Below are 14,093 nucleotides of genomic sequence, written 5' to 3'. Positions count from 1 at the left end.
TATTTTAATTTACTACAAAAAGTAATTAATGGCAAGTGGCTGAATTAGAAACAAGGTCTAAAACTGGTGTTGGAGAAATATAAGGTATGCCCAAACCTAAACCTCTTAAAATAAAAAGTACGCCAATACAAACCACAAAAAAGGGTATTGCTTGTTGTATTTTTTTTCTAAAAGTACCTTTGGTAAAATTCCCTAAATACACAACAGAAGTCATTAAAGGTATGGTGCCCAAACCAAAAAGAAACATGTAAAAACTTCCAGAAAAAGCATTGGTAGTTGCTAAAGCACCAAAAATAGCCATATAAACCAAGCCACAAGGCAAAAATCCGTTTAAAAAGCCAATGGTAAAAAAAGTATCGTTTCTTTTATTTTTTAGTTCTTTACCTAATGTGTTTTTTACTTTAAAGATAACATTACTAATAGTTTTAGAAATATTTACTTTTTTGAATATTTTTGGAAAAAGAATAAATAAAATCATTAAAACACCAACCACAATAGATATTTGTTGCTGAAACCCAAAGAGATAAAAACTTTTACCTAATAAACCAAATAACAACCCTATTAAACTGTAGGTAAATAACCTACCCAAATGATAGCTTAAAATTTGAAAAAAACCTTTTACTTTATTGGTTCTATCAATTGGCAACATAAAGGCTATAGGACCACACATTCCCACGCAGTGGAAACTACCTAATAAACCAAATATAATTGCAGATAGAAACATTAATAGTTAATTTCTTTTTTTACCAAGTAATTTTTATTGTTATATTTAAAAACTATATTAATGTTCCAGCGACCATCTAGTAAACGTTTCTCAGGCACGAGCAAATATGGTTTAGAAATTGAAATAGGTATTTCAAAATCTAATTGTTTATTAGATGGTCTATATAGGAACACTTTTCCTTGAATCTTATTAGGGGTAAAGTTGTTTGGAAACGTTATTTTTAAATCGTTTACTACTCTTTCTACTTTTATTTTTTCATTTAAATTAGAAGCGTTTTGTTCTGCATCTATTTCATCTTGAAAACCTAACTCTTTTTGGTAGTATTTTTCGGTAACCAAATCATGACTAAAAGCAGTATCTGTACTCATTGTAATAACAAAATACATGATAAAACCAATAAAAGCTACAATTGCCAGTACGATGCCTGTTCCCCAATTTAATTTCATAATTATAATTTTTTATGTAAAACTTCTCTTTTCTTAGAAATGATATTAAAATTAACTTCTAACTTCAATTTTCAAACTTTAATCTTATTACTTGTAACTTCTTGGTCCTAAAAAATTTGTATTGGTAGTTTCTATTAATTTATCGCCACTAAATACCCCTATTTCAAGTTTATCTTTATCGCCTTTTAAGGCAGACGAATTAATTTCTATAAATAAAGTACCTTCTGCTAAACCTCTTTTTGGCACCATAAAATTAGAGTGAGACACCAACTCAATTTTACCTTTATGAGATAATATTTTATAGCTAATATCTTTAATATTTTTAGATGTTTTATTAATTACTTTATAAGTATAAACATTACTTATAATATTGTTTTCTTTATGTTGATATAATTGCCCTGGCAATCTTAAAATGGTTGCTTCTACATCGTTTCTTAAAAAAAGCATTCCTATTAGAATACCTGTTAAAATGAACAATACAGCAGAATAACCTTTCATTCTGACAGTAAATTGAAAAGGTTTTTTCTTGGCGATATTATCTTCGCTGGCATAACGTATTAGGCCTTTTGGTAGACCAACACTTTCCATAATATGATCGCATTCATCTATACAAGCTGTACAATTTACACACTCTAATTGTGTACCATTTCTAATATCTATACCTGTTGGACAAACTACTACACATTGTTTACAATCTATACAATCTCCTTTGCCTAAGGCTTCTCTATTTTCATTTTTCTTAAATTTAGATCTGCCTTTTTCTCTTTCTCCACGTTTGTGGTCGTAGGCAACATTAATGGTTTTGTTATCTAATAAAACTCCTTGTAACCTACCATAAGGACAAGCAATAATACATACTTGCTCTCTAAACCAAGCAAATACAAAATAGAAAACTGAAGTAAATATTAGTAAAGCAATAAGTGTACTTATATTATCTAAAGGATTGCCAGTGATGTAACTAATTAGTTTATCCCCGCCAATTAAATAAGCTAAAAAAACATTGGCAATCATAAACGAAATGATAAAGAAAATAAACCATTTTAAAAGTCTTTTTCTAATTTTCTCTGCATTCCAAGGTTGCTTGTCTAATCGAATTTGTTTTCCTCTATCACCATCTATCCAATATTCTATTTTACGAAAAACCATTTCTAAAAAGATAGTTTGTGGGCAAATCCATCCGCAAAAAATTCTTCCAAAAACAACAGTAAATAAGATTACAAACACAACACCTGTAATCATTGAAATTACTAATAAATGAAAGTCTTGTGGCCAAAAAGGAAATCCAAAAATATTAAACTTACGTTCTAAAACGTTAAATAATAAAAATTGATTTCCGTTAATTTTTATAAAAGGGGCAGCTAATAAAAAAGCTAATAAAAAATAACTTACATAGCTTCTATATTTATAAAATCTTCCACTTGGTTTTTTAGGAAAAACCCAAGAGCGCTTTCCTTCTGAATCAACAGTAGCAATACTATCTCTAAAAACTTCATTCTCGGGTGTTTCCATATGAATACTTATTTTTTAATTTAATAAAAGTTTATTCTTGCTCCCACTTTTCTCCTTGTGGAGCTTTTGCTTGTGCAGGTGTTGTGCCTTGTAAAGAAAGTACATAACTTGATACTTTTGCAATATCTGCGGCTTTTAAGGTTTTATTCCACGCAATCATACCTTTACCATCTCTACCTCCATTATAAACCGTGTTAAAAACGTTTTTGATACCTCCTCCTAGAATCCAATATTCGTCTGTTAAGTTGGGGCCTATTTGACCTCCCCCGTCTTTTAAGTGACAAGATGCACAGTTTAAGTTAAAAACAGCTTTACCTCTTGATAAATCGCTAGCATCTGTTAAAAGGGTTACGTTTTCTGGTGTAATTAAATCTACTGGTGCCGATTTTTTGTATTCTTTTAAAGCAGCTTTTGCTTCTGCAACAGCTTTGTTATACTCCATAGTTTGATTGTCTCCATCTAACACATGAAACCTTACCAAGTATATAATACCAAACAAAATAGTTGCATAGAACATGTATACCCACCAAGGTGGTAAAGAGTTATCTAATTCTTTTATACCATCGTAATTATGATCTAAAACAATATCTTCTTCTTGATCTATTGCCTTAGCTTTCGTCCATTTTAGCAATATTTTTTTAATCCAAAGATTGGGTTCTTCAGGTAAAATGCCTTCTTTTTCGTTTTGTAAATCTGTAGCTCTTTTAATTGCCAATACATTTACAGCTTCTTTTAGAACTAGCACTAAAACAAAACCTATTAAAGCTAACCAAACTAGCGGGTTTTCATAAATATTAAATGGGTTTTCGTACACCATAAACGATTTTGCAAGTGCTATAAACGTAACAATTACAAAAACTACATATATTGTAGATTGAAAAGATCTTTTCATTTTTTTAGCTTTAATATTAATCTAATGGTATTTTACTTACCTTATTTATATAGTCTTTTTTTGCTGTAAACACCCACCAAAATAGGGCTACAAAAAAAGTGAAAAATATAATGAGAGATATCATTGGATAAATTTCTATTCCTGTAATACTCTCTAAATGTCCTTTTAAAAATTTAAACATATTTTCTATTTTTTAGAGATTTGTTGTTCTTTTTTTACTTTAATATCTGTACCTAAACGTTGTATATATGCTATTAAGGCAACTATTTCTCTGTTTTTCATTTCTATAAAATCCTCTCCATTTTCTTGTGCATATTTTCTATCTGCATCGTAGTTTTTTGCAAAATCTGGATCTGCATATAGGTTTTCTTGAATCTGAGCTCCTTGAGCTAACATATGTGCTTGTGCATTTGTAATTTCTTCATCTGTATATGGCACTCCTAAAGTTACCATTGCTTTCATTTTATCTTCTGTTGCAGATTTATCAAGCTCATTTATTATTAACCATTTGTATGATGGCATAATAGATCCTGGAGATGTACTTTGTGGATCGTACATGTGGTTTAAGTGCCAACTATCATTATATTTCTGACCTACCCTATGCAAATCTGGCCCTGTACGTTTACTTCCCCATAAAAATGGATGATCATACACGAACTCTCCTGCTTTAGAGTATTCTCCATAACGTTCTACTTCACTTCTAAAAGGTCTAATCATTTGAGAGTGACACCCCACACAACCTTCTCTTATATATAAATCTCTACCTTCTAATTCTAAAGGTGTATATGGTTTTACACTACTAATGGTTGGAATGTTCGATTTTACTAACAATGTTGGTATAATCTGTACAGCTCCACCAATTAAAATAGCAATTGTTGCATAAATGGTTAATTTAATAGGTTTTCTTTCTAACCAAGTATGATATCCTTCTCCTTTTGTTCTGTGTTTAGATACTTTCTTTAAAGCTGGTGCTTCTGCTAACTCATCTTTCACAGCACTACCAGATCTAACTGTTCTTACCACATTGTACAACATAATAAGTGCACCTAAAATGTACATACTACCACCAATGGCACGCATCCAATACATGGGTATAATTTCGTTTACGGTTTCTAAAAAGTTACCATATGTTAAAGTACCATCTGGATTAAATTGTTTCCACATAGAAGCTTGTACAAAACCAGCTACATACATTGGTAATGCGTATAATATGATTCCTAAAGTACCTACCCAAAAGTGTACGTTTGCTAAACCTGTAGAATATAATTTTGTTTTAAACAATTTTGGTATCATCCAGTATAACATTCCAAATGCTAAGAAACCATTCCATGCTAGGGCACCAACGTGAACGTGTGCAATAATCCAGTCAGAAAAGTGTGCAATTGCATTTACATTTTTTAAAGATAACATGGGTCCTTCAAAAGTTGCCATACCATAACCTGTAATTGCCACCACCATAAATTTTAAAACTGGGTCTGTACGCACTTTATCCCAAGCACCTCTTAAGGTTAATAAACCATTAATCATACCTCCCCAAGATGGCGCAATTAACATTACAGAAAATGCTACACCTAAATTTTGTGCCCAATCTGGTAATGCAGAATACAATAAATGGTGTGGTCCTGCCCAAATGTATATAAAGATTAAAGACCAAAAGTGTACAATAGAAAGTCTATAAGAATACACAGGTCTGTTAGCTGCCTTAGGAACAAAATAATACATTAATCCTAAAAATGGTGTTGTTAAGAAAAATGCAACTGCATTATGGCCATACCACCATTGTACGAGTGCATCTTGTACACCTGCGTAAACAGAATAAGATTTTAAGGCAGTAACTGGTAACTCTAAACTATTAAAAATATGTAAAACTGCAACTGTTACAAATGTTGCTAAATAAAACCAAATAGCCACATATAAGTGACGTTGTCTTCTTTTTAAGATGGTCCAAATCATGTTTACACCAAAAGCTACCCAAACTAAAGCAATGGCTATATCTATAGGCCACTCTAATTCTGCATACTCTTTGGAAGTTGAATACCCTAAAGGAAGTGTAATAGCTGCTGCAACAATAATTAATTGCCAACCCCAAAAATTAAAGTTACTTAAAAAATTACTGGCCATTCTGGTTTTTAATAAACGCTGTAGCGAATAATAAACACCCGCAAAAATGGCATTCCCTACAAAGGCAAAAATTACTGCATTTGTATGCAAAGGTCTTAAACGACCAAAACTTAACCACGAAATTCCCTCTGTATAGTTTGGGAATAAAAACATAAAAGCCAGCATTAACCCGACCGTAAAACCTACTATACCCCAAAGTAGCGTTGCGTAGATAAACTTTTTTACGATCTTATTGTCGTAATAAAATTGTTGCATTTCCATATAATATAATTTAAACTTTAGTTGATTTTTCTGTTGATTCTTTCACTAATTCATCATCAAACAGCATACGAACAGAGGGCGTGTATGAATCATCATACTGACCTCTCTTTACTGAATAAATAAATGCGATAAAAAATACTATTGCCACTAAAATACTTAGTGTTAGTAGAAGGTATATTACGCTCATATCTTGCCTGATAATTTAATAGTTCAAAAATAACTTTGTTACTAATTTTAAAATATGACATTTATCATATTTACTGAACGCGCTGTTGTGTAAAACCATAAAACACTCACAATTAATTATTTAAATTCAAATAATTTTACTAAATAGTCATAGAAAATAATTGTGTTTTGGGTTTATTTTCTAATAAATGTACATCAAATGCCATGCAAATATTTCTTACAAAGGGTCTTGCTTTTTCTGGTATGATTACTTTATTTTTTTCAATTTTAACCAAACCATCATTTTCCATTTCTTTTAATAATGCTAAATGCTTTTTTATATTTTTAATTTGCATAGTCTCTTTTTCCCACGAAGTGGAAAAATGACACATGATATTTAAAATATGTTTTCTGATAACCCTATCTTCTTCAGTTAATAAATGGCCTCTAAAAATTGGAATTTCGCCCGCATTTACCAATTGTTGATACTCTTTTACAGTTTTTACATTTTGTGCAAATGCATACCAAGAATCAGATATAGCAGACATTCCTAAACCAATCATTAACTGGGTTTTACTGGCTGTGTATCCCATAAAATTTCTATGGATGGTTTTATTGACGGTTGCCTTATACAAGCTATCTGTTTTTAATGCAAAATGATCCATCCCAATTTCTTGATAACCCAAGGTTGCAAAAAGTTCTTTTCCTAATTCATACAAAGCTCTTTTGTTTTCGTCTTTTGGCAAATCATTTTCGTTAAAACCTCTTTGACCTACGCCTTTTACCCAAGGCACATGTGCATAACTGTAAAATGAAATTCTATCTGGCTGTAGCTCTTTTGTTTTGTTGATGGTATGAATTACGTTTTCTTTGGTTTGAAATGGCAAACCAAAAATTAAATCGTGACTTACAGAAGTATATCCAATTTCTCTAGACCATTTTGTAACTTGTTCTACTGCTTCAAAAGGTTGAATTCGATGAATGGCTTTCTGTACTTTTTCATTATAATCTTGCACACCAAAACTTACTCGTGTAAAACCACAATCAAACAGAGTTTGTAATTGCTCTTTGGTAGTATTATTTGGGTGACCTTCGAAACTGAATTCGTGTTCTGGATGTTTTTCTGCGATAGAAAAAATACCATTCATTAAAAATTGTAAGTTTTCTTTTGAAAAAAAAGTAGGTGTACCTCCTCCTAAATGCAACTCTTTTACAATGGGTTTTTCGTCTAACAAAGCCATATATAATTTCCACTCTTTTAAAAGAGTTTCAATATACTCCTCCTCTACTTCATGACGTTTTGTAATGTGTTTATGACACGCACAAAAAGTACACAAACTCTCACAAAATGGTAAATGAATGTATACACTTATCCCTTCTGACTGGTTACTTTCTTTAAACGATTTTTGAAAAGATTGTATCCAATCTTGTTTTTGAATTCCTGCTTTGTTCCAATAAGGCACAGTTGGATAACTAGTATATCTTGGTCCTGCAATGTTGTATTTTTGTATTAATGATTGTTTCATGTGTTCTCGATACAATTTTGTTTCATTCTTTAACAAAATCACCTAAACTGGTAACTATGCCAATTCTAAAGCAATTTCTATCATTTCTTTAAAGGTTTGTTCTCTTTCATCTGCTGTGGTTCTTTCTTTGGTTACCAAACTATCTGAAATTGTTAAAATAGATAGTGCATTTACATTGTATTTTGCTGCAACTGTGTACAAACCAGAAGTTTCCATTTCTACACATAAAACACCATATTCTGCCCATTTTTTGTAACTATCAAAATCATCTGCATAAAACTCATCAGAACTTAAAATTCCACCCGCTTTTATAGGTATATTTTTTTGTGATGCTGTGGCTACAGCTTTTTGAAAAAGCTGGAAACTTGCTGCTGGCGCAAAATCTGCTCCGTTAAAACGGATGGTATTTAAACCAGAATTGGTAGAGGCTGTCATTGCCAAAACAATGTCTCTAATTTTTATATCTTTTTGATATGAGCCTGCAGAACCAACTCTAATTAAATTTTTTACACCATATTCTGTAATGAGTTCTGTAGCATAAATTAAGGTTGATGGTATTCCCATTCCTGTTCCTTGTACTGAAATTTTATTGCCTTTATACGATCCTGTAAAACCTAACATTCCTCTTACATCATTATATTGTTTTGGGTTTTCTAAAAAAGTATCTGCAATCCATTTTGCTCTCATTGGATCTCCAGGTAACAAAACTGTTTTTGCTATTTCTCCTTTTTTTGCTTGTATGTGAATGCTCATAATTATTTAATTTTAGTACCTAATAAATTGGTAGAAATGGTTGTAAAAACAACAATACTTATAGAACTTAAAGGCATTAAAATTGCCGCAATAACAGGCATTAATTGACCAGTTACAGCAAAATACAAACCAATAACATTGTAGCATAAAGACAGTATAAAACAATATTTTATAATTTTTATAGCCTTTTTTGATGCTTTTAAAAAAGTTTCTATTTTATAAAATTTTGATGCATCTAAAATACCATCGCAAGCAGGAGAAAACACATTGATGTTTTCTGATAAAGCAATACCCACGTCACTTTGTGCTAAAGCACCTGCATCGTTTAAACCATCGCCAATCATTGCTGTTTTTTTACCTTGCTTTTGTAAATTAGCTACCACGTCTAATTTGTTCTCTGGTTTTTGATTGAATAACAAATCGGTACCAGAGGGCAAAAAGTGTTGTAAATACTCTTTTTCACCCTCATTATCACCAGAAACTACAGCAAGATTATAATTTTTATTAAGCGAATTGAAGAGTTGTTTAACCCCTTTTCTATAGGCATTTTTAAAAATATATTTTCCTTTATAAACATCATTAAAACTGATATGCACAGCCGTATCTAAAGTTGATTTTTCATCATTATTATTTACAAATGACGCTGACCCTAGTTTTAAATTTGTAGTATCAAAATTGGCTTCTATACCTTTACCAACCACTTCTTTGTAATTGGTTATAGGTTGTGTTTCTATTTTATGAAATTTGTTATAAAGCGTTCTACTTAATGGATGGTTTGAAGCTCGTAAAGTGCTTTTTAAAAATTTTTCTTCTACTAGGTTAAGGGCTTCACCCTCGTATAAAATTTTACTTTCTTTATTGGTTGTTAAGGTGCCTGTTTTATCAAAAATTACAGTATCTATTTTTGCCAATTGTTCTACAACTGTGGCGTTTTTAAGGTAGAATTTTTGTTTGCCAAAAATACGCAACATATTGCCAAGAGTAAAAGGTGCTGCCAATGCTATTGCACAAGGACAAGCAATAATTAAAACAGCTGTAAATACATTTAAGGCCTTATTAGAATCGATAAACAACCAATAAACTGTTGCTAAAATAGCTATAGATAAAACTGCTATTGTAAAGTTTTTACTAATGGTATCTGTAATGGTTTTAAAGGGTGATTTGTTTTCTTTATTAAATACATCATTACTCCATAATTGAGTTAAATAGCTTTGAGATACAGATGCTAAAACTTCCATTTCTATAACACCAGAAAGTTGTTTACCACCCGCAAAAAGTTTGTCTCCAGATTTTTTTTCTACAGGTACCGCTTCGCCTGTAACAAAACTATAGTCTATTGCTGCGTTTCCGTTGATTAAAATTCCATCTACAGGTATTAATTCTTCATTTCTGATTAATAACCTGTCTCCTTTTTCTACATCGTAAATTGGTACATTTTCTTCTTTTGAATTTCTAATTCTTGTAACTGCAATTGGGAAATATGATTTATAATCGCGCTCAAATGATAAAAAATTGTAAGTTTTTTGTTGAAAAAATTTTCCTAGTAATAAAAAGAAAACCAAACCTGTTAAACTATCAAAAAAACCAGTACCCAAGTCGAAAATAATTTCTACAGTACTTCTTATAAATAATACAGAAATACCCAACGCAATAGGTACATCTATGTTTAATATTTTAGAGCGTAATCCTTTAAAAGCTGATACAAAATAATCTTTACCTGCATAAAAAACAACAGGTAATGAAAAGAAAAACATCAACCAACGAAAAACATTTTTATATTTTTCTATCCAAAAACCATCTACTTCAAAATATTCTGGAAATGACAAAAACATTACATTTCCAAAAGCAAAACCTGCTAGTCCTAATTTATAAATTAAACTTCTGTCTACTGCTTTTTTTCCTCCTTCGTAATCTTCTAAACTTATATAAGGCTCATAACCAATTGCACTTAACAACAAAACTATTTCTTTTAAAGAAATGTTCTCTAAATTAAAGGTAACTCGAACTTGTTTTTTGGTAAAATTTACTTGAGATGATGATATTTCTGGCTTTAATTTATGTAGGTTTTCTAACACCCAAATACAAGAACTACAGTGAATGTGTGGTATATAAAGTGTTACAATTTGTGTATTTGCGTCAGAAAAATCTAATAATTTTTTAACAATTTCTTCCTGTTCCAAGAAATCATATTTTCCTTGAATTTCGGTTGGTACTGCTCCTGGATTTTCTTGAAAATCGTAATAACAAGTTAAATCGTTCTCAGAAAAAATCTCATAAACAGTTTTACAACCATTACAACAGAATTGCTTTTCATCAAACTTAACGTATTTGTCATCACAAGAATCGCCACAGTGATAACATTGTGTAGATTTCATATTTACTCTTTTGCCTTTTGCAAAATTCTAAGAATTGTTTTGTTTATTATATGATATTTATCATCTTTTGAATATATTTGGTTGGATATTTATTTTATTCTTATGAGTAAGTGTGAACAATGTATTGTACGTAAATTTAATTCTTTAACCCATTTGTCTAGAGAAGAATTGGTTAAAATATCTGCGTGTAAAACTTCTAGAACCATCAAAAAAGGAGAGCCACTTTTTAGCGAAGGAGAGCATATAAATGGTATCTTTTGTATAAAAGATGGTATTTGTAAGGTTTCTAAAATGAGTGAAAATGGTAGAAATCAGATTGTAAATCTTATTAAAAAAGGAGATATTCTTGGAGAAAGAAGCTTAATAACACAAGAAGCTTCTAATTTAGAAGCTATTGCTTTAGAGGATATGGAAGTTTGTTTTATCCCTAAAGAAGAAATTATTGAAGATTTAGAAAAGAATCCTAAATTTTCTATGAGCGTGTTAAAAGATATGGCTAATAACTTAAAAAAAGCCGATAATATTATTGTAGACATGGCTCAAAAAACCGTTAAACAACGCTTGGCAGAAACCCTTATCAATTTAAAAGAAAAGTTTGATACAAATAATGATGGTATTATAAATGTACGTTTATCTAGAGAAGATATTGCCAATATTATTGGTACAGCAACAGAATCTGCCATTAGGTTATTATCTGACTTAAAAAAGAAAAAATATATAGAATTTGTAGGTAAAGAAATTAAAATTTTAAATTTACCTGAGTTAGAAAAAATTGCTCAGGGTTTTTAAAATATTACCACTTTTTTAATTTATGCCCCCAAATTGCGAAGTATAAAATTATGGCATAGCAGGGTATTAAAATCCAATAACTACTATTAGAGGCTTGTGCTAAAGCTGTAAATTCTTCTGTACCATTTGCAATTATTTCTTGTTTGTTAGCATCTACCAACCTACCATATAATGGAGGTATTAATGCACCACCCGAAATTGCCATAATTAAAAGAGCAGATCCTGTTTTTGTAAACTTACCTAAACCCTCTAAAGTTAAAGGCCAAATGGCTGGCCAAACCAATGCATTAGCAATACCTAAACCAGCAACAAATAAAATAGATATAAAACCTGTAGTGTTTATTATAAAAAAACTAAAAATAATTCCTAAGATAGCGCTTGCAATTAAGGCTGTTTTTTGTTTTAAATAGTTTGGAATTAAAAACACACCTAAAGCATATGTTACTACCATTGCTAAAAGTGTATAAGTTGTAAAATACTTTGCCTCTTCACCTGTAAAACCCAAAGAAATACCATAAGCTATAATAGTATCACCAGCAATAACTTCTGCACCAACATATACAAATAAAGCAACTACACCTAACCATAAATTTGGAAATTGAAAAATACTTGTTTTAGTTGTACTTTGGTTATTTACATCTTTATTTTCTGCAGCCTCTACTTGTGGCAATGGCGCTTTTCTAATTAAAAAACCTAATACAAATAATATAATTGCCATTATAAGGTAAGGTATAAATACACTATCTGCCATTGTATCTAACAAAAAATTTTTTTCTTCTAGAGTAGCACCTGCTAGTTTTTCTTTTGTTTTATCAATACCAGATAGCAACAAAGCACCAAATATAAGAGATCCTAAAGCACCTGCCGTTTTGTTTGCAATACCCATAATTGCAATTCTTTTTGCACCACTTTCTATAGGACCCAAAATTGTTATGTACGGGTTTGCTGCAGTTTGTAAAATAGTCATACCAATACCTTGTATAAAAATACCTGCTAAAAACAACCAATAAGTTCTTGCCTCTGCAGCTGGTATAAAAACCAAAGCACCTATTGCCATAATTATTAAACCTAAAGACATGCCTTTTTTATAGCCGATTTTATTTAAAATATAAGAGGCTGGTAATGCCATTACCACAAATGAAATGTAAGAAGCAGAAGCTACTAAGTAAGATTGTGCATCTGTTAATTCGTTAATGGTTTTCATAAACGGTATTAAAGCTCCGTTAATCCAAGTTACAAAACCAAAAATGAAAAATAAACTTGCAATAATAATTATGGCTATGGTATTCTTTTTTTGTTGCATCTATGTTATCTATTTATAAATTAATGATTTGTTTAGTATACTGCGTATTAGTTGTGTTAAATACACATAAGTATCATAAGCACTGTAAAAATAAACATCATGAATAGGATTGACTTTAACATTTAAGTTATTTGAAATTGAACTCTAAAAATCAGCAAACATCTAATAATCGCTTACAAGAGCAACGATCTTTAAACCACCTAGTGTATTTTATTAGCATACATTATAGCCCGTAAAAACGACTATTATTTCCTCTTTTGTTTTTGTTATCAGGATTAAAGTCAAAAGTAATATACAATTCAAAACTGTTAAAATCAGTACCTGTTGGGCCAGGAGATATCATATCTATAGAATAATTAACACCAAGTTCTATTTGTTGAACAAAAAGACTTAAAGAGGCACCTAATTGAGATATTGTAAAGCCTTCATAGTTATTAAAGTATTGATTAAGCCCTACAGAAATATTTCCTAATATTACTTCTTGAAAAAGACCTATTCTAGATTTCTCACCTTGCATAGAAAAAGAGTTATATAAAAATAGGTAAGAAAATGAAGGCAAAATACCTCGTCCATAAGGGTTTAAATCATACTCATAACCCATTTGTAAAGAGAGCAATAAGTCTTTCTTGTTTTTTGATGAGGAATTAAAAGATGTATCAGGAGTATTGATGTGTTTTGCATTAAACCCAAAAAATAAGTTTTCGTTGTTGTGGATCGAAAATCCTGCAGCCCAATCAAAATAATTAATTTGACCATCAATGTTTACGGGGTCAATAGTAACTCCAGCAATACTCCCATTTAATAAGTTTATTTGATCTTCAAAAATCAAATTATTGTAATTTAATGAACTGCTGCCATATCCTATAGATACCGAGGGATTAAACGTCCATCTGTAATTAAATTGTGTTCTATAAATATAATGTAAATTAGTTGTTGAGATTGAGTATCCAAGACTTTTTACATCAATGGTCTTAACATCTAGAGCCAATGAAAAATTACTTTGTTCAAAAAAATGATTTACAAAGGCAAATTTTGTTTCTATTTTGCTAGCATCAGTAAAACCCTCTGATCCAGTTAATACCCCTGCTTTTGAAGAGTCTCCAAAAGCATAAAAACTAGGGTTTTGAGCACCCATGATTTTGTTTTGGTTTTTAATGATATTATCTTGAGAAAATCCAAGGTTGTAAACTAAGATTAAAAGAGGGAGGTATAGAGATTTTAATTTCATA

Annotated in this window: 13 protein-coding genes; 1 reads left to right on the top strand and 12 read right to left on the bottom strand. The window is 30.6% G+C overall.

What is annotated here, in order from left to right; all coding sequences use genetic code 11:
* Positions 1–25: 25 nt before the first annotated feature.
* The 10 genes from Q0662_RS04955 to Q0662_RS04910 all read right to left on the bottom strand — a co-directional run bounded on the left by Q0662_RS04955 (position 26) and on the right by Q0662_RS04910 (position 10,772).
* Positions 26–724, bottom strand: a complete 699-nt coding sequence (locus tag Q0662_RS04955) for a sulfite exporter TauE/SafE family protein (RefSeq protein ID WP_298947762.1) — start codon at positions 722–724, stop codon at positions 26–28.
* Entirely contained in the window at positions 724–1,170 is a 447-nt protein-coding gene (locus tag Q0662_RS04950) for a FixH family protein (protein WP_298947760.1), read from the bottom strand. The genes Q0662_RS04955 and Q0662_RS04950 overlap by 1 nt, the downstream gene beginning before the upstream one ends.
* 87 nt (positions 1,171–1,257) lie before the next feature.
* Positions 1,258–2,679, bottom strand: a complete 1,422-nt coding sequence (ccoG, locus tag Q0662_RS04945) for a cytochrome c oxidase accessory protein CcoG (protein WP_298947758.1) — start codon at positions 2,677–2,679, stop codon at positions 1,258–1,260.
* Positions 2,680–2,710: 31 nt separating this feature from the next.
* Positions 2,711–3,571, bottom strand: a complete 861-nt coding sequence (locus Q0662_RS04940; protein WP_298947756.1) for a cbb3-type cytochrome c oxidase N-terminal domain-containing protein — start codon at positions 3,569–3,571, stop codon at positions 2,711–2,713.
* Positions 3,572–3,587: 16 nt separating this feature from the next.
* Positions 3,588–3,752, bottom strand: a complete 165-nt coding sequence (locus Q0662_RS04935) for a CcoQ/FixQ family Cbb3-type cytochrome c oxidase assembly chaperone (RefSeq protein ID WP_298947754.1) — start codon at positions 3,750–3,752, stop codon at positions 3,588–3,590.
* A gap of 5 nt (positions 3,753–3,757) precedes the next feature.
* Positions 3,758–5,953 carry a cytochrome-c oxidase, cbb3-type subunit I gene (gene ccoN / locus Q0662_RS04930; RefSeq protein ID WP_298947752.1) on the bottom strand — a complete coding sequence of 732 codons (2,196 nt, stop codon included), beginning with the start codon at positions 5,951–5,953 and terminating at the stop codon, positions 3,758–3,760.
* 10 nt (positions 5,954–5,963) lie between these two features.
* Positions 5,964–6,140 carry a cbb3-type cytochrome oxidase assembly protein CcoS gene (gene ccoS, locus Q0662_RS04925; protein ID WP_298947750.1) on the bottom strand — a complete coding sequence of 59 codons (177 nt, stop codon included), beginning with the start codon at positions 6,138–6,140 and terminating at the stop codon, positions 5,964–5,966.
* Positions 6,141–6,279: 139 nt separating this feature from the next.
* A complete protein-coding gene (gene hemN / locus Q0662_RS04920; protein ID WP_298947747.1) occupies positions 6,280–7,644 on the bottom strand; it encodes an oxygen-independent coproporphyrinogen III oxidase in 1,365 nt (454 codons plus the stop codon).
* Positions 7,645–7,698: 54 nt separating this feature from the next.
* Entirely contained in the window at positions 7,699–8,397 is a 699-nt protein-coding gene (deoD, locus tag Q0662_RS04915; RefSeq protein WP_298947745.1) for a purine-nucleoside phosphorylase, read from the bottom strand.
* A 2-nt stretch (positions 8,398–8,399) separates the two neighbouring features.
* Positions 8,400–10,772, bottom strand: a complete 2,373-nt coding sequence (locus Q0662_RS04910) for a heavy metal translocating P-type ATPase metal-binding domain-containing protein (protein ID WP_298947743.1) — start codon at positions 10,770–10,772, stop codon at positions 8,400–8,402.
* 102 nt (positions 10,773–10,874) lie between these two features.
* Between Q0662_RS04910 and Q0662_RS04905 the strand changes: the two genes are divergently transcribed.
* Positions 10,875–11,561, top strand: coding sequence for a Crp/Fnr family transcriptional regulator (locus Q0662_RS04905; RefSeq protein WP_298947741.1), 687 nt, complete (start codon positions 10,875–10,877; stop codon positions 11,559–11,561).
* 4 nt (positions 11,562–11,565) lie between these two features.
* Here Q0662_RS04905 and Q0662_RS04900 read toward each other — a convergent pair whose 3' ends face one another.
* Both Q0662_RS04900 and Q0662_RS04895 read right to left on the bottom strand, forming a co-directional pair.
* Complete coding sequence (locus Q0662_RS04900) at positions 11,566–12,864, bottom strand: sugar MFS transporter (protein ID WP_298947739.1); 1,299 nt, start codon at positions 12,862–12,864, stop codon at positions 11,566–11,568.
* A 223-nt stretch (positions 12,865–13,087) separates the two neighbouring features.
* Entirely contained in the window at positions 13,088–14,092 is a 1,005-nt protein-coding gene (locus tag Q0662_RS04895) for a type IX secretion system membrane protein PorP/SprF (RefSeq protein ID WP_298947737.1), read from the bottom strand.
* Position 14,093: the final 1 nt, after the last annotated feature.

The sequence above is a fragment of the uncultured Polaribacter sp. genome, assembly GCF_947503855.1.
GTDB lineage: Bacteria > Bacteroidota > Bacteroidia > Flavobacteriales > Flavobacteriaceae > Polaribacter.
Note: the sequence above shows the minus strand (reverse complement) of the source record. Positions and strands in the feature narration are given on the sequence as shown.